Source organism: Chthoniobacter sp. (assembly GCF_040003245.1).
In the GTDB taxonomy this organism is placed as follows: Bacteria; Verrucomicrobiota; Verrucomicrobiia; order Chthoniobacterales; family Chthoniobacteraceae; genus Chthoniobacter.
The window spans coordinates 1-18,914 of sequence record NZ_JBDUCX010000008.1; the positions used below are offsets into that span (position 1 = coordinate 1).

The following is an 18,914-nucleotide window of genomic DNA, read 5'->3' on the forward strand; positions in this document are numbered from 1 at the left end:
CGGGGCCAGCAGCAGGGCGAGCAGGAGTGGGATTGGTTTCATGGGCGGGGCGGGGAGGTGCACGAAGAGACAGGATGAATCTGCCGCGGCGGGCGATGGATGGAGAGCGAAAAGCGGTTTCGGTTTCAATCGACGCGCGATGGTGTCGGGAGCGCGGGTTGCGGCCGGGTTCCCCAGCGAACCCGGCTGCGGCGTTTTCGGCGCTGTGGGGTGGAGGAGGGGATAGAATTTATTCCTGAGGGGCATCTGGAGGGATGTTTTGCGTTCCGCGGCAACTAGTTGGGCGAAATATTTATAGAGAGAATGTTCGTCAAACGGCGTTGGGTCCGATAGGTGCTAATGAGCGGCACGTCACCTTTGCGTTGGTCAAAAACTTCCGATATGATGAATACCGCCACTCTCCGCGTCCCCCCCATGCAAGCGAACCGCCAACCGTTCAGCACCAAGCTGATCGAGTATTTCTCGAAGGCCCAGTTTTTCACTGTGTCCGCGCTGTTGCACGCCGTCCTGATCCTGCTCCTCGGGGGCACGGTGCTCGTGCAGAATCTTAAGGATATCCCCGATTTTACCTCCGAGGCGGGGACGCTGGTGAACGCCGACCCGACGGTGGAGCGGCCGCCGGAGGAGACGGTGACGTTGAAGACGGACACTTCGCTGGCCAATACGGAGGTAGCGAATGTGGCCATGGCGCCTTCCACGATCGCCGCCCTGACGACGACGAATCCCACGCCGTCAAGCTTCAGCATGCCATCGACGGCTTCGACGATGCCGGTGATGAAGTCCGACACGCTCAAGGCGCCGGCGCAGCCGAAGGCCCCGACCACGGGAACGGGCCTGAGCAAGGACATCGCCAAGAAGATCTCCAACTTCACCGCGGGCTGGGCGGTCGGTGGCACGGCGTCGATGAGCAAGCCGTTGAAGAGCCGCGAATTTGTTTTCACGGCCTACCTGGCCAAGTACCAGGGCGGCGATTGGGATTCGACGGTGCGCCTCGAGCCCGACGGGCGCGTCTGGGCGGGCAGCTTGCCGAACCTGCTCTACATCATCACCAAGCTCTCGAAGAAAAAGATCAACGCCGGGCCGCAGGTGCAACCGCTGGACCTGTCGAGCGACGAGATTTTCGTGAAGAAGCCGCCGTTCATCTGGTTCACCGGGCATCGCGATTTCAAGCTGACGGACAAGGAGGTGGAGAACCTCGGCGAGTATTTGCGGCGCGGGGGCTGCATCTGGGGGGACAGCTCGCTGCCCGGGCAGCGCTCGCGTTTCGACATCGCGTTTCGCCGCGAGATGTTGCGACTCGTGCCCGATCCGAATCAACCGTGGAAGGAATTGCCGGCGACTCACCCGATCTTCACGCACGCGTGGTACTCGGAGGTCAAGGCGGTGGCGCCCGGGGTGAACTTTTACGACGAGCCGATCTACGCGCTCATGGGCTACGGCGGCGAGATCGCGGTGCTCTACACGGCCAACGACTACGGCGACATGTGGCAATTTGGCATCGATGAAAAGGGCGACATCGACCTGAGCCGCGACGAGAAGAAGCGCATGGTCGCGGTGAACGAAGAGATGTGGTACCGGCGCAATCTCTATTACCGGAACATCGAGCCGAAGGCGCTGTTCGACACCTACAAGTTTGGCACGAATATCATCATCCATCTGCTCACGCGCTGGGAGGAAAAGCTCCGCAACGTGCCGCAAATGGGCAACTGAAACCAAGATATGAACACGACCATGCGTTCCTCACTTCTCCTCGCCGTCCTCCTCGGTTGCGCCGCCGCCAGCGCCAGTGCGCAGAATCTGGTGGTCAACGGTGACTTTCACAAATCCACGCCGATCGACAATTTGTGGGATGGCGTGGACAGCGCGGGTTTTCTCGCCGGGTTTCGGCGCGGGACCTATGCGACGACGGAATCGGGCAAAGTCGGTGGCTTGGAAATGCCGATCTCGGTGAGCTTCGCCGACGTGAATGGCGACGGGCTGCCGGACCTGGTGACAGCCGATCCGGCGGGCATTCTGCGCGCCTACATCAACAGCGGGACGAAGACGGAGCCGAAATTCACCCATGCGGAGATCATTCCGATCTTCCCGCCGCAGATCGCGAAGGACACGACTTACGACCGGACCTGGTGGACGGGTCCGCACAGCGTGCCGAAGATCGCGCTCTTTGACACGAACCACAATGGCTCGCTCGATCTGCTGATCGGCAACTACTGCGGGGACGTGCTGCTCGTGCCGAATACCGGCGGCTCCGGCACGCCCGCTTTTGCCCAGCCGACGAACTATGATCGCGTGAAAATCCCGCTAGCCGGCAAGCGGCCGTGGGGCAATCTCTTCGCGCCGTGCCCGATCGATTGGAACAAGGATGGCAAGACCGACCTGCTCATCGGCGAAGGTTCTTATTCGGCCAACGCGGTGTATGTGCTGCTCAATCAATCCAGCGCCTCGACGCCGAAGTTCAGCGATGATCAGCGTTTCTATCTCTGCTACGGAGACGGGCGGGAGCAACTCGTACCCACGGTGGCGGATTACAACGGCGACGGGTTGCCGGATGTGCTCGTGGGCGACCGCAAGGGGACGGTCGGTGTCTATCTCAACCCGGGTAACTGGAAGCCCGGGACCGAATTGGCGCTGGCGAATATGATTCGTTTCGGAACCCAGGATACGCTGGGCATGGCGGTCGCTCCCTGCGCGGCGGACTTCAATGGCGACGGGTTGTTCGACCTGATCATCGGCAAGAGCAATGGACGCATCGCGCTGGCGATGAACAGCGGGACGAAAGCCGAGCCGAAATTTGGCGCCGCCGCGGAAATGCGCGGGGAAAAGTTTTTCAAGGAAAAGATCAATCTCCCCGTGGATTGGACCTTCGATATTGGCCACGACCGCGGGAATCTCTACGCTTTCCTGGACGTGGATGCCAAAGAGGTGAGTCCGGGTGGGGGCAAGGTGCTGAAGGCGGGTTACTTTCCGTCGCCGAACAAAGTCTTCAAAATGCAGGCGCTGGCGGTGAATGGGAAAGATGACCTCGATTACTTCCGCTACTGGCGGGAAGAATGGGTGCCGGTGGACGTGCGCTGGGCGGGATGGAATCGCATGGCCGATGCTTTCCTCATGCGCCAATCGCTGCCTGAACTGAAGGTCGGCGGCACTTACAAGCTGACCTTCAAGGTGAAAGGCAAGGGGATCACCGATGGCGCGTGCACTGTGGCCTATCTGGGCGCGGCGGAAAATGTGGCCACGAAATTCGTGAAAAACGACCGTGGCGGCGCGAAAGCGCAGAAGGATGAAACGCACGAGGAAGTGAACGTGACGGAACCTTTCAGCAGCGGCAACGAGTGGAAGAGCATGGAAAAGACGTTCACCGTGGGATTCAAGGAGCACAATCTGAAGAAACTGGCGGCGACGACGCTGGCGATGATCGAGTTCAAATTCGTGCTGCCGCAGTACGGCTCGGACTGTGAGATCTGCGATGTGCAGCTCGTGGCGGCGGGTGACAAGAAGTAATCGGCGCGCGCCGCCAGTTACTTCGTATCCCAGCCGCGCTTGGTGACCGTCGGGGGATTCGCGTATTCCGCGATGACCTGGCCGCCTTGGGAGACGCGCACCCAAACGCCGACCACCGTGTCTTCGGCGCGCAGGCGGCCGCCGTTGTTGTAGGTCCAGCCACCGCCCATGGTATCTTTGTGGAGGACGACGTCGCTGGTCGTGACGGTCTGCGGCGCGCGGTTGGTCAGGGTGTCGATGTTTTGCGTGCCGGTGACGCGGTCGACCGCCGAAGGCTGGTCGAGTCGCGACCCGAGCTTGGGACGCTCCACGAAGAGAAGATAGTTCACGGTCAATTTCGTCAGAATTCCTGCCGCGTCTTGGGAATATCAATTTGACGGACCGCGCCATTGCCGTTACAAGGTTCGCAGTTCAATGAACTTCTATTCCACCATCGCCAAACGACCGCACGCGAGCTCGCGCTCGATGGCCGTCCTTTGGGCTGTCTGCGCGATTCTCCAGCGCAGTGGGGAAAGAAACTGAACCCGATCCGAAACACATTTTCTTTCATCAAACCCACCGCTGGCCAAAGGCGGTGGGATTTTTGTTTCGCCGCCCTTGGCTCGCTCCAACCACACCGAGCCATATGATCACCGATAACCTCACCCGCCTGCCGGAGCCTCCCGTGCGCCCTGCGCCGCAGCCCGGCCCCGGCCACCGCGTCGGCCTGCTCACGCGCATCTATCGCGAGGCCGGTCTTTCGATCGAAGCGGCGCGCCGGTGTGCCCTGGCGGATTTCCGGTGTTGCTTTCCACAATTGTTCAGCGACGTATGAGTGCGCTCACGCCTTGCCGCCGCGAGCGCGCCGTCCCCGCACCGGAGATAGCCCGCACCCCGCCAGCCGCACCCAAGGTGTGGATGGTCGCCGGCGCGTTTGCCGCCGTCTATGTCATCTGGGGTTCCACCTATCTCGGTATCCGCCTCGCGATCGAGACGATCCCGCCCTTTCTCATGGCCGGGGCGCGGTTCATCGTCGCCGGCGGTGTGCTCTACGCGATCATGCGCCGCCGCGGTGCTCCTCGTCCGCAGGCGATCCACTGGCGCGATGCCTTCATTCTCGGCGCTCTGCTCCTGCTCGTGGGCAATGGTGGCGTGAGCTGGGCGGAAAAACGCGTGCCGACCAATATCACTGCGCTGACCGTGGCCGGCACACCGCTCTGGATGCTGGTGCTCGATTGGCTGCGCCCCGGCGGAAGGCGTCCGCACGGCCTGGTCTTCGCCGGGCTCGGGCTGGGTTTCGTGGGCGTGGTGCTCATCGTGGCCAGTCGCGATGCGCAGGGCCACGGCGTCATGGACCCCGCGGGCGCGGTGATGCTGCTCTCAGCGTCCGTCTGCTGGGCCGGCGGCTCCATCTTCTCGCGCCACGCGCGACAGCCGACCTCGGCATTGCAGGCCATCTCCATGCAGATGCTTGCCGGTGGCGTGCTTATGCTGCTCGCCAGTCTCTTGCTCGGAGAGACGCGGAACTGGAGCCTGCACGATGTGAGTGCGCAATCGGCTGAAGCCTTCGTGTATCTCACCGTCTTCGGTTCGCTCGTGGGTTTCACTTGTTATGTTTGGCTGTTGCGGGTGAGCACGCCCGCGCGTGTCTCGACCTATGCCTATGTGAACCCGCTCATCGCGGTGGTGGTCGGATGGATCGTGCTGAAAGAGCCGCTGCCGGCCGGCGCACTGCTGGCCGGCGCGTTCATCCTCGTCGCGGTGATTTTGATCACCGTGAAAGGCCGGGCCAGATAGAAATATCCGGGCTAAGACTTTGCTCCCGGCGGGTTGTCTCCTTAAAGTCAGCCCCGCCGTGTTTACCCCCTTGCACAGCCCGAATGCCCCTGTCGGCGGATTGCGCCGCCGGGAGTGGCTGCGCATTGGAGGCTTGGGCGCGCTCGGGATTTCGCTCCAGGGGCTGGGTGCTGGCCGCGCGAGTGCAGCGCAAGCGGCCGGCGACAAGGGGGCGAGCTTTGGCCGGGCGAAATCGTGCATCGTGTTCTTCCTGAGCGGCGGTCCGCCCCAGCACGATACCTTCGACCCGAAGCCGGACGCGCCGCTGGAGATTCGCGGGACATTCCGTCCGATCGCGACCAACGTGCCTGGATTGAACTTTTGCGAGACGCTGCCGCACACCGCACGCGTGGCGGATCGGCTCGCCGTGATTCGCTCGATGACGACCGACATTAACGCGCATTCCACGAGCGGGGCCTTCATGCTCACCGGTTACGTGCCGCCGTCGAAGGCCGAGAACGTGCCCGCGGGCCCGCAGGATTGGCCGAGCATCGCGTCGGTCGTCGGAACCTTGAAACCCAGCGTGCGCTCGCCGCTCTCCTCGGTAGTTTTGCCGGAACTCATCCACAACAACGGCAACATCGTGTGGCCCGGACAGAATGGCGGATTCATGGGACCGGCGTGGCATCCGATGATGATCCAGTGCGACCCGACGCAGCAGCCGATGCGCATCGAGGGTATGAGCCTCACCGACGGGGTGACGAGCGTGCGCCTGGCCGAACGCTTCGATTTGCTCCAGCAGTTCGACGCGCATTTCCGGGACAATGCGCAAAGCGAGGCGATGGCGACGCTGGATCACATGCACCACAAGGCGTTCGACGTGCTGCACTCGGACGCGAGCCGGCGCGCCTTCGAGATCGAGCGCGAATCTCCCGCGTTGCGTGACAATTACGGCCGGCACAAGCTGGGCCAGAGTGTGTTGCTCGCGCGCCGCCTGGTGGAGGCGGGAGTGCGGCTCGTGCAGGTGAACTGGCCGCGCGAGTCCGGCGACGAAAACATCGGCAATCCGCTCTGGGACACGCACCAGAACAACGCGGGCCGTGTGCGCGATGTGCTCTGTCCGCAATTCGACCGCACTTTCGCCACGCTCATCGCCGATCTCGAATCGCGGGGATTGCTCGACGAGACGCTGGTCGTGGTGATGGGGGAGTTCGGGCGTTCACCGAAGATCAATGCCGCGGGTGGCCGCGACCACTGGGGATCGTGCTTCTCGGTGGTGCTCGCCGGAGCGGGCATTGGCGGAGGGCAGATCGTCGGCGCGAGCGATCACCTCGGCGCGTTTCCGGCCTCGCGCCCGGTCTCTCCGCCGGACCTCGCGGCGACGATCTTCCATCTCCTCGGCCTCGACCCCGCCGGCGAATTCATCGACCCGCTCGGCCGCCCCCGCCGCCTCACCGACAACGGCCAGCCGCTGCGCGAACTGATTGGCATTTGATGGCGGCGTGGAACTGCTGGCTGTCACTGGGTTTTTGCATTACAAAGTCCGGTACCCCGCCATGCACATCGATCCCGTCGCTCTCAGCCGCATCGAGAAGCTCATGCTATTTGAGTATGTGTCGCATTTCGTGCGCTATGGCCTGTTTGCGGGTGGGGCGTACCTGGTGTTCTACGTTTGGTTTCGCCGGCGGTTGCTCGGGCGGAAGATTCAGGACTCGTTTCCGAAATCCTCGCAGATGCGGATGGAGGTGGCCTACAGCCTCCTTTCTTTCCTGGTCTTCTGCGGCTCGGGCTTGCTCACCGCTATCCTTTACAAGCTCGGCTGGTCGAAACTTTATACCCACATCGAGCCCCGCGGCTGGCTGTATATGGGCGTATCGCTGGGCGCGATGATCGTGATTCACGACACGTGGTTTTATTGGACGCACCGGCTCATGCACTGGCGCCCGCTGTTCCCGATGTTCCATCGCGTGCACCACCTCAGCCACAATCCCACTCCGTGGGCGTCGTTTTCCTTTCAGCCGCTGGAGGCGCTGGTGCAGGCGATCATCTTTCCGCTCGCCGCCCTGGTCCTGCCGATGCACCCGATCGTCGCCGTGCTCTGGCTTTTCTACATGACGGTGATGAACGTCTTCGGTCATCTCGGCTTTGAGATCCTGCCGAAATGGTTTCTGCGGAGCTCCTTCACGCGCTGGCACAACACGTCCGTGCATCACAACATGCACCATCGTTACGTGAACTATAATTACGGTCTCTATTTCAACGTCTGGGACCGGCTCATGGGCACGAACCACCCGCGCTACGAGCAAGAATACGAGCGGGTTTGCGGGACACCGTCCGGGGACGATTCTGCGACGGGAGCCATGGGTAGTCTCGTGTCGGAAGGCGATCCGCAGCGGCTTTGAGCCAAGGTGGTCGACGGCGCCGCGATTTGAGGGGGGTAACCTTTTGCTGGTTCGTGCCATTTCATTGGTGAAGATCCAGCACCCCCGATGACCGACGACTCCCTGCCTCCCGACATCATCCGCCGCACCCGGGAAGGGGACCTGGCGGCGTTTGAGGCTATTGTGCGGCGGTTCGAGGGGCCGGTGCGGGGTTGGGTGGCGGTGCATTGCCCGCCCGGCGGCGATTGCGATGAAGTGGCGCAAAGGACCTTCATCGCGGCGTTCACCCGGCTCGGCGAATTTCAGGAAGGCACGAGCTTTCCGGCGTGGCTGTTCACCATCGCGCGTTATCAGCTCATGACCGAAGCCACGCGCCTGCGCCGGCTCGCGGATTATTACACCCGCTATGCGCCGGACATTCTCGATCGTGAACTCGAACGACGGGCGGCGGAACCCGCGGGCGCAACCGCATTGCGTCTGGCTCATCTGCGCACCTGCCTCGAGACACTGGGCGAGCCGGGGCGGCGATTCATCGATTGGCGCTATACGGACGAGATTCCCTTGCAGGAAATGGCGGAGCGGACGGGCCGCTCGATTGCCGCGGTGAAGAAGCAACTCTGGCTGCTGCGGCAAAAACTGCAGGAGTGCATCGAACAAAAGCTCGCCGCGGAGACGGGAGGCACCGCATGACGCCGGAAGAACGCTTCGTCGAAGTGTGGGCGGATTTTCTCGAAGGCGAACTCGATGAAGCCGGCCATGCCGAGCTGCGCGGGCTGCTGGCCGAAAACGAGCCACTGCAAAAGCGGGCGGCCGATTTATTTCAAATGCATCGTCTGCTTGGGTTCACCGCCGCCGAGGGGGCTGCCGCGTCGGAAGGCTTTGTCCAAGCCACTCTCGCCCGTGTGCCACGCAGCAGCGAAGCGTTTGTCCAGGACGTGATGCAGCGGGTCAGAGAGGCGGGTCCGAAGGTGATTCCATTTGAACCGGTGTCAGCTGAAAAGGGGATCGCGGGGAGGTCCTGGCACCGTCGCGAGTGGCTGGCAGCGGCGGCGGCATTGACCGTCAGTGCCGTGGGTGGAGCATTGTGGGTGCGCGGGCGGCGACCGGTGGGTTTTGTGCGGATCACGCAGAATGCCGGTGCGCTGCTCACTCATGAGGGCCGGGCCCTGGCTGTCGCGGAGACATTGCCGCATGGCCGCCTCACGCTGGTGCAAGGTACGCTGGGCTTGGTCTATGGGCGTGGGGTGCAACTGGTGATCGAGGCCCCGGCGGAATTCGAATGCCGCCACGCCGATCTGTTGCAGCTCTACGCGGGGCGGGTGGCGGCAGAAGTGCCGCCGCCGGCGAAAGGATTTACCGTGATCACGCCGACGGGCAAGGCGGTCGACCTCGGGACGAAATTTGGCGTCGATGTGCCGTTGCGGGGCGAGGCGGAAGTGCACGTTTTCCAAGGCGAGGTCATCGCGCAATCGTCGGGTGGTGGCAACCGCCGGAGCCTGCGCGATGGGGAGGCCTACGCGCTGCAATCCGGCGCGGGCAACACGCGCGAGCTGCGCTCCGCGGCGTTCATTCGGCCCGAGGAAGTGTCCTTGCTGCGGGCCGCGCTCGCCGTGGGCCAGCGGACGCATGCGGATGCGGCGCTGGCGGCCTTGCGCAGCGATCCGGCGCTCATCGCGTTGCTCGATTTTGAAGGTGATGATCTTCCGTCCGGCAGCTACCGCATGGTTCAGGGCCGCTGGCCGGGTTCGCACGCGCCGGAGTTCGTCAGCGTGGGCGATCACATGAAACTCGATGCCGGTGGCGATCACGAATGGCCACAATTGACGTTGGCCGCGTGGGTGCGGCTCGATCGGCTCGGCGAACCGTATCAATCGCTTATCCACACGGATGGCTGGAGCAAGAACAACCCCGGCCAGGTCCATTGGATGGTCACGCGCACGACGAAGATGCGACTGGCGCTCTTTGGCAATACGCTGGCCGAGGGCTTCGAAGAGCATGATGGGTATCCCGACTCGCGCACGCCCGTTTTGCCGGAGCAGGGGCGTTGGGTGCATCTCGCCGCCGTCTACGATTCCGCCGCGCGCTCCGTGCGCTTTTTCCTGAACGGACAACTCGATAAGGAGACGCTCCAGGAAATCGCGCACCCCGCGCGCCTCGGTCCGGCACAGATCGGCAATTGGGACAAACAAGACCGCAAACTCAGCGGGCGCATTGACGAATTCCTGATCCTTGGCCGGGCGATGAGCGACGACGAAGTGCGCGGCTTGTTCGCCGCCGGGAATCCTTACGGCTGATCGATGAAACTCATTTTCTCTGCGCTCTTTTTTCTCACGGTTAACGGCGGCTTGGTGGCCGCGCCCACGGATTTCGTGCGCGACGTGCGCCCAATCCTCGAAAAGCGCTGCTATGAGTGTCACGGGGAGAAGAAGCAGAAATCGGGGCTGCGGCTTGACGTGAGAGCCGCGGCGCTGAAGGGCGGCGACGACCACGCACCGGACATCATCGCGGGCAAGGCGAAAGAGAGTCCGCTGATCCAGATGGTGACGAGCGAGGACAAAGACGAGCGCATGCCGCCGAAAGGGGATCGCCTGACGGAGGCGGAGATCGCGACCCTGACCGCCTGGATCGAACAAGGCGCGGTATGGCCCGAGGGCGTGGACTTGGTGAAAGTGCAGGACAAACGCGATCATTGGTCGTTCAAGCCGTTGGCGAAGGCCGCTCTGCCGGAGACGAAAGACACAGCCTGGCCGCGCAACGACGTCGACCGTTTCATCCTCGCGCGACTGGAGAAGGAAGGATTGCGACCCGCTCCCGAGGCGGAACGCGTGGCCTGGCTGCGGCGCGTTTCGTTTGATCTGACCGGCCTGCCGCCGTCACCGGACCAGGTCGAGAGTTTCGTCAAAGATGCGCGCAGCGATGCTTATGAACGCGTGGTCGATGCGCTGTTGGATTCGCCGCGCTACGGGGAACGCTGGGCGCAACACTGGCTCGACGTGGTGCGCTATGCGGACACGCACGGCTTCGAAGTGAATACCGAACGCCCCAACGCGTGGCCGTATCGCGACTATGTGATCCGCGCGTTCAATCGCGACACACCGTATGACCGTTTCATTCGCGAGCAGATCGCGGGCGACACGCTGGGTGAAGACGCGGCGACTGGCTTCCTCGTTACTGCCTCCGTGCTGTTGCCGGGACAGATCGGCAAGGACGAGCCTTCGAAACGTCTCGCCCGTCAGGACTCGCTGGATGAGATCGTGATGAATATCGGCCAGACCTTTCTCGGCCTGAGCGTGGGCTGCGCGCGCTGCCACGATCACAAGTTCGACCCGATTTCGCAGCGCGATTACTACGCGATGCAGGCCTTCGTCGCCGGTGTGGAGTACCAAGACCGCGACTTGCACACGCCGGAAGCCGAGACGCTGCGGGGCGAGAGCAAATCATTGGCCGCGCAATCGGCGATGATCGACCAGCATCTCGCGCGTTTCGTGCCGTTGGCGAAGGCCGGTGCGGAACGTCCGCCGGTGAACACCCGCGTGAACACGGACCGCTTTGCGCCGGTGAAGGCGAAGCGGGTGCGGTTCACGATCAAGCAGACGAATCGACTCGAGTCCTGTATCGACGAATTGGAAGTCTTCGACACCGCGGGTCGCAACGTCGCGCTGGCGAGCGGCGGCACCACCGCCACGTCCTCCGGCGATACGGTGGTCGCGGACCGCCACGAATTGCGGCACATCAATGATGGCCAGTACGGCAATGAGCACAGTTGGATGTCGAATCAAACGGGGCGGGGCTGGATCGTGTTGGAATTTCCCGAGGAGCACACCGTCGATCGCGTGGTGTGGGGGCGTGATCGCGAAGGCAAATTCAAGGACCGGCTGGCCACCGAGTACCTCATCGAAGTCGCCGATGCCGCGGGCGACTGGCGGGCGGTGGCGGATAGCAGTGACCGACGGGCGTTCGAACCAAAGGATAAGAAACCAGTCGCCTTCTCGACGAAGGGACTGAGCAAAGACGAAGTGCAGGAAGCGACCCGCTTGATGCGGGAGAAGAGCGCGCTCGAGGAGAAGATCGCGGCGGTGGAGATCGGCCAGAAGGTCTTCGCTGGAAAGTTCCGCGCGCCGGACGAAATCCATTTGTTGAATCGCGGCGACCCCGAACAGCCGAAGGATGAAATTGTGCCTGCCGTGCTGAGCACGTTGGGCAGCTTGCAATTGCCGAAGGAAACCGCCGAGCAGGAACGGCGTAAAGCACTGGCCGACTGGATTGCGAGTCCGCAGAATCCGCTCACCGCCCGCGTGATGGTGAACCGCATCTGGCAGGGGCACTTTGGCACCGGCCTGGTCGAGACGCCCAGCGACTTTGGTCACAACGGCGTGAAGCCGTCGCATCCCGAGTTGCTCGACTGGCTGGCTGCGGAGTTCATGCAGTCCGGTTGGTCCATGAAGCACATGCACCGGCTCATGGTGCTTTCCGCGGCCTATCGTCAATCGAGCCGCATCGACGCGAAAACGCAGGCGAGGGATGCCGATGATCGCCTGCTGTGGCGCTATCCTTCGCAGCGCCTGGAAGCCGAGACCATCCGCGATGCGATGCTCGCGGTAAGTGGGCGCCTCAGCGTAAAAATGTTTGGCCGGGGCTTTGATCTATTCGACAAACGCGGCGGGCTCAGTGGCTTCAAGCCGGTCGAATCGTACCGCGGCGACGGGTTGCGGCGCATGATCTACGCGCACAAAGTCCGCCGGGAACGCGAGGCCGTGTTTGGTGCCTTCGATTGTCCCGATGCCGGTCAGAGCACGGCCCACCGCCGGGAATCGACGACGCCGATTCAGGCGCTGAACCTGTTCAACAGCCAATTCACGATCGACGAATCCGCCGCGTTTGCGGCGCGCGTGAAGACGGAAGCGGGCGACGATGCGGTGAAACAAATCCGGCGCGCCTACCAGCTCGCGTTCAGCCGCGATCCCCACGCCGAGGAACTGCGCGACGCCGAACCGGTGGTGCGCGCGGATGGCCTCGCAACGCTCTGTCGCGTGCTTTTCAACAGCAACGAATTCCTCTTCCTCCCATGAGTCATCCTGCCGAACATTTTTCGCTGACTGGCCGTCACCTACTGAACCGGCGGAGCTTTCTCTCGAATACCGCCACCGCGCTCGGCTCCATCGCGCTGACGAACCTGCTCGGGCTCGACGGTTTGCTGGCCGCGTCCGCGCCCGCGCCGGTGATCGACCCGTCGCATCCCTTCGCACCCCGCCCGCCGCACTTTGCGCCAAAGGCGAAAAATGTGATCATGATTTTTTGTGCCGGCGCGGTGAGCCAGCTCGAGACTTGGGACTACAAGCCGGAGTTGATCGCCCACGATGGCAAGCCGCTGGAAGGCGGACCGGCGGTGACGTTTCAAGGGCCGGCGGGCAATCTCGCGCGACCCCAGTACGAATTTCGACCACGCGGTCAGACGGGGAAATGGGTATCGGACATGGTCCCGCATCTTGCGGAATTGACCGACGACATCGCGTTCGTTCATTCGCTGACCAGCATCAGCAACACCCACGGCCCGGCGGAGAATTTTCTCTCGACCGGCTTCACCTTCGATGGATTTCCGAGCATCGGTTCGTGGGTGAGCTACGCGCTCGGCAGCGAGAACCAGAATTTGCCCGCGTACGTCGCCATCCCCGATCCGCGCGGCGTCCCGCAGGCGGGGTCGAACAACTGGGGCCCCGGTTTTCTGCCCGCCGTGTTCCAAGGCACGCCCATGAGCTCGAAGGAGCCGGTGCGCCATCTCGCGCCGCCGGCGAGTATCAGCAAAGGGAGTGACGAAGCCGCGCGCTCGCTCCTGCAACGCATGAACGCGCGCCACCTCGAGGAGCATCCCGGCGACGGCAAGCTGGCCGCGCGGATCGCGAGCTACGAACTGGCCGCGCGCATGCAACTCAGCGTGCCGGAGATCAGCGACCTCAGCACCGAGCCCGCGCATATCCTGAAACTCTATGGCGCCGACGATGCCTCGAATCCGAACAAAGCGGGCTTCGCGCGCAACTGCATCCTCGCCCGCCGGCTCGTCGAGCGCGGGGTGCGCTTCGTGCAACTCTTCAACGGCGCCTACGCCAGCGGCGGCGAACTCAACTGGGACGGGCACAACAAGCTCAAGGAGCAGTACGACAAGCACGCCGCGATCCTCGACCAGCCGGCCGCGGCCCTCATTCGGGATCTCAAGCAACGCGGCTTGCTCGACGACACGCTGGTCGTCTGGTGCACGGAGTTTGGCCGCATGCCCTTCTTTCAAAAAGGGGCGCAGGGCCGTGATCACAATCCCGACGGCTTTACCTGCTGGCTAACCGGCGCCGGTGTGAAGCCCGGCGTGAGCCACGGCGAGACCGATCCGCTCGGCCAGAAAGCGGTGAAGGACATTCATCCTCTCTACGACTTCAATGCCACCATCCTGCATCTGCTCGGCCTCGATCACGAGCAACTCACCTTCGAACACAATGGCGTGCGCCGCCGCCTGACCAACGTCCACGGCAACGTCATCCGCGAAGTGCTCGTCTGAGGAGTCTTGGATACAAACTTAACCACCGGCGAGAGAGTGAAGGTCACTTTCTGACCGCAAATGGTGGGTTGTTTCGACCGCGTCATCGACCGAAAATAAAAAGCGCCCACGGCGAACCGCGGGCGCTGATTGTTCTTCGGTTAAGCGTAGCGCTTAGAATTCTTCGATTTCCTTGCGCACATCCTCCTTGGATTTGCCGAGCCGCTTTTGCAGCCGGCCCAGGAGTTCGTCTTCCTTGCCTTCGGCGAAGGTGAGGTCGTCATCGGTCAGTTGACCGTATTTCTGCTTAAGCTTGCCTTTGATTTCGTTCCAGTTGCCTTTGAGGTTCATGGTAGTCATACCCTTGCTTCGCGCGCGGCGACGGGGTCGGACGTTTGGCGGATTAAATGTGGTTGGTTTGCAATTTGTCCTCGCAACTTCCCTGACGACATCTGAATTTTAGGCACGCGCAGTGCTACCTGCGTAGCCGATTCTCCCCCTAACACGCTCCAGACCCGTGGACAACGATACCAACGTCGACGAACCACTCATCCAGAATTGCCCCGATTGCGGCGCGGCCATGGATGTTTCCGAAGTAGAACCCCTCGCCGCGGTCGTGTGCCCAGCCTGTGGCGCGCCGACGACGGTGAGCTCGATGATCGACCATTTCCAATTGGTCGACATGCTCGGCCATGGCGGCATGGGCGCGGTCTACAAGGCTCACGATACTTCGCTCGACCGCATGGTGGCGCTGAAACTCCTGCGCAAGAGCAGCGGCACCGCCGAGCAGATCAAGCAACTGGAGACCGAGGCTGCGATCACGGCGTCGATCAATCATCCGCACGTCGTGCGCGTCTTCAGCACCGGCATCGATCACGGGCGTTTTTATATCGCCATGGAGCTGGTGGAGAAGGGGACGCTCGATCGTCTTATTGAGTTGCAAGGGCGCGTGGCCGAGGCGCAGGTGCTGGAGGTGGGCATGCAAATCGCCAGCGGGTTGCGGGCGGCGCAACAGGCCGGGCTGATCCATCGCGACGTCAAGCCGGGTAACATTCTTTTCACCGATGCGCACACGGCGAAGATCGTGGACTTCGGCCTGGCGATCTTTGCCGAGGACGAGGCAAAAGTGCGCGGCGAGATCTGGGGGACGCCGTACTATGTGGCTCCCGAGAAGCTGGATCAAAAGCCGGAGGATTTCCGGAGCGACATTTACTCGCTCGGGGGCACGCTGTTTCATGCGCTCGCGGGGCGGCCGCCGTTCGAGGCGGAGAATGCGTCGCTGGTGGCGCTCAAGCACTTGAAGAACCAAGCGGTGAGCCTCCAGGCATTCGCGCCGCACATCTCGAGCAACACGGCCTACGTCATCAATCGCACGCTGAACAAGGACCCCGATCAGCGCTACCAGAGCTACGACGAACTCATCGAGCATTTCGAATACGCCTTGAACGAATTGCAAGCGGGCCGCGGCAAGGCCGGGGAAAAGCGCGTGGTGCTGGAGACGGACGAGCAGAAGAAGGCGATGGGCTGGTTGAGTTTCGTGATGGTGGGCGTGCTCATCCTGCTGGTGGGCGGGGGCGTGCTTTTCCGCAACAGGATCTTCTCCGGATCGCCGGAGGAAGAGGCCAAGAAGGGCAGCGCGCTCGTGGCCCAGGGGATCAGTGACCTGGCCGGCGAAAAACCGGCCGAAGCGGTCACGGCGCTGGCGGCGGTGGCCGCGCAGAAGCCCAAACAGCCCTGGCTGAATTGGGCGGATATGTTGACCGGACTCGCGCAGTTTGCCACCGGGCACCGCCCGGAGGGGATCGAAGCCTTTCAGCGAGTCGTGGCGCGCGGCCCCTTTTCGAAGAGTGAGGCGGACCAGACGCTGGCGAACTTTTTTGTCGAGACCGCACGACAGATGACCAGCGAGCACGTCATCGACGCCAAGACGACGAAGGTGGCCGCGGGCAGCTTTGGGCCGGCGGCCTATTTGTTTTACGGCATGAAGGATTGGGAAGCCGGAGACGTGGAAGAAGGCGCGGAATTCTTCCGTCGCTTCCGGCAGGCGGATTTCGTGGGGCCCGAATCGTGGCTCGATGGCCTCAAGCCGCTGGCGACCGACTACGTCGAGGAATACACCGCGTATCAAATGGCGACCGACGGCTGGAAAGGAGCCAAGACCCTGGATCAGAAGCGCACGGCGCTCAAAGCCCTCAAGGCGGTGCAAGGCAAGCTGGCGCCCAAGACGCAGGCCCTCGCCGTGACCGCCGCCGCCGACATCGCCAAGGTCGAGAAGGACCGCACAGCGATGATCGCTCAAGGCAAGGTGCCGGATGGCCGTTACAAGCTCACCAATCGCAAAACGGGCAAGGTCATCGAAGTCGAAAACCATTCGCGGGACGACGGGCATAAGCTGCAGACCAACACTTTCAATAACGGCGGCCACCAGCAGTGGCACCTCATTCCCGAGGGCAATGACTACTACATGCTGGTGGGTATGGAGAGTGGCAAGGCGATTAACGTGCCCACCAACCCGCCCACCCTCAACCCGCCGAATACGTCCAACGCGACCAAGGCTCCAACATCGCCGACGCCCAAGCCTGCGACGCCAACGCCAACGCCCGCACCCAAAGTGGTGACCGACGACGGCGCGACGGTGCAGCAGTCCAACGTGAACAAGACCTCCTCTTTGCAAAAGTGGAAGCTCGAGAAGGTGGAAGGCGACTACTTCAAATTGACCTCGCAAAACGACGGCAAGGTGCTGGCCGTCGCGCCCAATGCCCCTGTCGCGAGCTCGACTCTCATCCAGACGACCTACACGAATGCCCAGGAGCAGCAGTGGAAGATCGAGGGACTGTAGAGAATTTTTGATTTCGAATTGCGGATTCCGGCTGGGCGGTGAAGGGACCGTCAGTTTCCGCTTTTCACCGCGCGACTCCGCCACTACGTTCCCCGGCTCACGCGCTCGTAGCTCAACTGGATAGAGCGTCGGCCTCCGAAGCCGAAGGTTGTGGGTTCGACCCCCGCCGGGCGCAGTTTTTACTGCTCTGGATGTGCGTTTACATCCCACTTCTTAATTTTCCCCCAAGAAGTCAGAAAAGGCCAGAAGAGGTCAGAAAAGGTCAGAAATCAGAGTAGATGCCCATTTTGTTTGGGTGCTTTTCAGGGGATCCCTTCGCTTCCCACTTCTTAAGAGTCTAGCGATCCCTTAAAATGGATGTCCGCGCCAGTTCACACGTCCCAACAGAGTAAATGGACACGATGGACATGCAAAATTCAGAAGTGGGATGTAAACGGGGACGTGTGAACCTGTGAACCATTCTTTTCCAGAGATTATAAGATTTCGGGCGCAAATCCGAGTTTGCGCACGTGGCACAAGTGAATCCATGAACGGCTCGCGCACGATGCCTGCACCGTCTCTACACGGCCTCTTTAGAGCACCTTCATAGATGCTTAATCCCGCAGGCTGTTCGGATCTATGGTTGACCCCGCCGCACAACCTTTCATCGCGCCTGCTAGAACAATTGTGGGGGGCGATTCTGGAACGGGAAAATTAGCGCCTGACTCGGCGCCAGGCATCGGGATTTCCGGGAGATGGAACATCCGCCGCGCCCGGTTCAAGTTGCCGTTCAAGAGTTCACTCCGCAGATGCTCGATGTTCTTTTGGTGGGTCGTGGTTGCCCATCCCTTGCTGTCCACCGTGAGCAATTTCACTTCGCCACCGAAGGTGCGATACTCAATCAAGACACGCATCCCGCTTGTTTTCACCTCATTGGTCAGTGCTTGGAGGGGCAAATTGAATGAATGCGAAGTGAAAGGTTTCACGACGGGAAAAGCTTCGGTGCTGCCGTGCTCTCGCTTGGCATAGAAAATCTGGGTTCGCCCTTGAATTTGCTCACCCTTTTTGATGCGCCGTTTTTCATCTCGGGTGAGTCGTGGAGGCTTCGATATAGTCGATATTTCGCCCGTTGGAATAAAGACGAAGTCGCCCATGTCCGTTAGCATCAGAACCTCCCTCACGGTGAAGTCTCGGCCAGTTGAGTTTGCAATCCCAGTAACGATACCCCGGATTCCACCTCCGGACGAAATTCCCTGGAGCGAGCGAATGAGTTTCCGCTTTAACCAATATGTGCGGACTGAATCACGGCAGAGGTAAATCGTTCCTAGAATGATCGAAACCACCAGACCCGTCGCGGCCCCGCGCACGACTTCTGGCCACAGCGCCGCCAGCCGAAGAGCAACTGTTTCTGCATGCTGGCTAGAGGACGCGATCAAAATAAGGGCCGTCATATTCACGCATCCAGATCGGCCAGGCGGACCCACGCTGTGCCGCCCGGCTGGCAAACCATCGTTTCCCCGGTGATCGGTCGCGCTTCGCCTTTGAAGGCGCGCATGGAGCGCAGCACGGCCAAGCTCAAAGGCCCGCGAATATCGCCGCCACTCACATACAAAAACGTCGGAGTTTCGGGCACCAGAGGCGCTGCCCCGCGTTCAAAGACCGAATAGAGCAACGCCAGCATTTCCGCGATCGCCACCAATAGAAGAGAAGAGAGCACGGCACCGCCGGCAATGGCAGTCGACTGGAAAGGTTCGGAGAGGGAAAAGGCGAGGGCCACCAGCACCAGAGCGGCGAAGAACGTCGCGCCAGCGAACACGTAGAGGCAAACGCAGATCGGATAATCTCTCTTGGGAGCCGCGATTAATTGATTCATGGAAGTAGCGGAATTGCCGGGCCGGAGCGCAGCATTCCATCTTTTTTTGTCCACCGCACCACG

General features: G+C 61.9%; 15 protein-coding genes, 1 tRNA gene and 1 pseudogene. 12 read left to right on the forward strand and 5 right to left on the reverse strand.

Going from position 1 to position 18,914, the window contains the following annotated elements; genetic code table 11:
• Window positions 1-246, reverse strand: a pseudogene (locus tag ABJF10_RS01960) (hypothetical protein); the annotation flags it as partial.
• A 168-nt stretch (window positions 247-414) separates the two neighbouring features.
• Between ABJF10_RS01960 and ABJF10_RS01965 the strand changes: the two are divergent.
• Together ABJF10_RS01965 and ABJF10_RS01970 are read left to right on the forward strand one after the other, a co-directional pair.
• Window positions 415-1,710 carry a DUF4159 domain-containing protein gene (locus tag ABJF10_RS01965; RefSeq protein ID WP_348542830.1) on the forward strand — a complete coding sequence of 432 codons (1,296 nt, stop codon included), beginning with the start codon at window positions 415-417 and terminating at the stop codon, window positions 1,708-1,710.
• A 21-nt stretch (window positions 1,711-1,731) separates the two neighbouring features.
• Entirely contained in the window at window positions 1,732-3,501 is a 1,770-nt protein-coding gene (locus ABJF10_RS01970; RefSeq protein ID WP_348542831.1) for a VCBS repeat-containing protein, read from the forward strand.
• Window positions 3,502-3,518: 17 nt separating this feature from the next.
• Here ABJF10_RS01970 and ABJF10_RS01975 read toward each other — a convergent pair whose 3' ends face one another.
• The gene (locus ABJF10_RS01975) at window positions 3,519-3,830 is read right to left on the reverse strand and encodes a hypothetical protein (RefSeq protein ID WP_348542832.1); all 312 of its coding nucleotides are present in this window, start codon (window positions 3,828-3,830) and stop codon (window positions 3,519-3,521) included.
• Window positions 3,831-4,126: 296 nt separating this feature from the next.
• Here ABJF10_RS01975 and ABJF10_RS01980 point away from each other — a divergent pair, with 296 nt between their 5' ends.
• From ABJF10_RS01980 to ABJF10_RS02015, 8 genes are all read left to right on the forward strand, one after another.
• On the forward strand, window positions 4,127-4,315 hold the full coding sequence (locus ABJF10_RS01980) for a hypothetical protein (protein WP_348542833.1): 189 nt from the start codon (window positions 4,127-4,129) through the stop codon (window positions 4,313-4,315).
• The gene (locus tag ABJF10_RS01985) at window positions 4,312-5,277 is read left to right on the forward strand and encodes an EamA family transporter (RefSeq protein ID WP_348542834.1); all 966 of its coding nucleotides are present in this window, start codon (window positions 4,312-4,314) and stop codon (window positions 5,275-5,277) included. The genes ABJF10_RS01980 and ABJF10_RS01985 overlap by 4 nt, the downstream gene beginning before the upstream one ends.
• 58 nt (window positions 5,278-5,335) lie before the next feature.
• Window positions 5,336-6,751: a DUF1501 domain-containing protein gene (locus ABJF10_RS01990; RefSeq protein WP_348542835.1), complete on the forward strand. Its 1,416-nt coding sequence runs from the start codon at window positions 5,336-5,338 to the stop codon at window positions 6,749-6,751.
• Between the two features lie 61 nt (window positions 6,752-6,812).
• Window positions 6,813-7,658, forward strand: coding sequence for a sterol desaturase family protein (locus ABJF10_RS01995; RefSeq protein ID WP_348542836.1), 846 nt, complete (start codon window positions 6,813-6,815; stop codon window positions 7,656-7,658).
• A gap of 87 nt (window positions 7,659-7,745) precedes the next feature.
• Window positions 7,746-8,327, forward strand: coding sequence for a sigma-70 family RNA polymerase sigma factor (locus tag ABJF10_RS02000; RefSeq protein ID WP_348542837.1), 582 nt, complete (start codon window positions 7,746-7,748; stop codon window positions 8,325-8,327).
• A complete protein-coding gene (locus tag ABJF10_RS02005) occupies window positions 8,324-9,931 on the forward strand; it encodes a LamG-like jellyroll fold domain-containing protein (RefSeq protein WP_348542838.1) in 1,608 nt (535 codons plus the stop codon). The genes ABJF10_RS02000 and ABJF10_RS02005 overlap by 4 nt, the downstream gene beginning before the upstream one ends.
• A 3-nt stretch (window positions 9,932-9,934) precedes the next feature.
• Window positions 9,935-12,706, forward strand: coding sequence for a PSD1 and planctomycete cytochrome C domain-containing protein (locus ABJF10_RS02010; protein WP_348542839.1), 2,772 nt, complete (start codon window positions 9,935-9,937; stop codon window positions 12,704-12,706).
• Complete coding sequence (locus ABJF10_RS02015) at window positions 12,703-14,181, forward strand: DUF1501 domain-containing protein (RefSeq protein ID WP_348542840.1); 1,479 nt, start codon at window positions 12,703-12,705, stop codon at window positions 14,179-14,181. Before ABJF10_RS02010 ends, ABJF10_RS02015 begins: the two co-directional genes overlap by 4 nt.
• A 153-nt stretch (window positions 14,182-14,334) precedes the next feature.
• Here ABJF10_RS02015 and ABJF10_RS02020 read toward each other — a convergent pair whose 3' ends face one another.
• A complete protein-coding gene (locus tag ABJF10_RS02020; RefSeq protein ID WP_348542841.1) occupies window positions 14,335-14,520 on the reverse strand; it encodes a CsbD family protein in 186 nt (61 codons plus the stop codon).
• A 157-nt stretch (window positions 14,521-14,677) separates the two neighbouring features.
• Here ABJF10_RS02020 and ABJF10_RS02025 point away from each other — a divergent pair, with 157 nt between their 5' ends.
• Together ABJF10_RS02025 and ABJF10_RS02030 are read left to right on the forward strand one after the other, a co-directional pair.
• Window positions 14,678-16,999, forward strand: a complete 2,322-nt coding sequence (locus ABJF10_RS02025; protein WP_348542842.1) for a protein kinase — start codon at window positions 14,678-14,680, stop codon at window positions 16,997-16,999.
• 101 nt (window positions 17,000-17,100) lie between these two features.
• A tRNA-Arg gene (locus tag ABJF10_RS02030) sits at window positions 17,101-17,174 on the forward strand.
• 418 nt (window positions 17,175-17,592) lie between these two features.
• On the opposite strand, the gene ABJF10_RS02035 is transcribed toward ABJF10_RS02030, so the two are convergent.
• Entirely contained in the window at window positions 17,593-18,429 is an 837-nt protein-coding gene (locus tag ABJF10_RS02035) for a hypothetical protein (RefSeq protein ID WP_348542843.1), read from the reverse strand.
• A 2-nt stretch (window positions 18,430-18,431) separates the two neighbouring features.
• Window positions 18,432-18,851 carry a DUF4339 domain-containing protein gene (locus tag ABJF10_RS02040; RefSeq protein WP_348542844.1) on the reverse strand — a complete coding sequence of 140 codons (420 nt, stop codon included), beginning with the start codon at window positions 18,849-18,851 and terminating at the stop codon, window positions 18,432-18,434.
• Window positions 18,852-18,914: the final 63 nt, after the last annotated feature.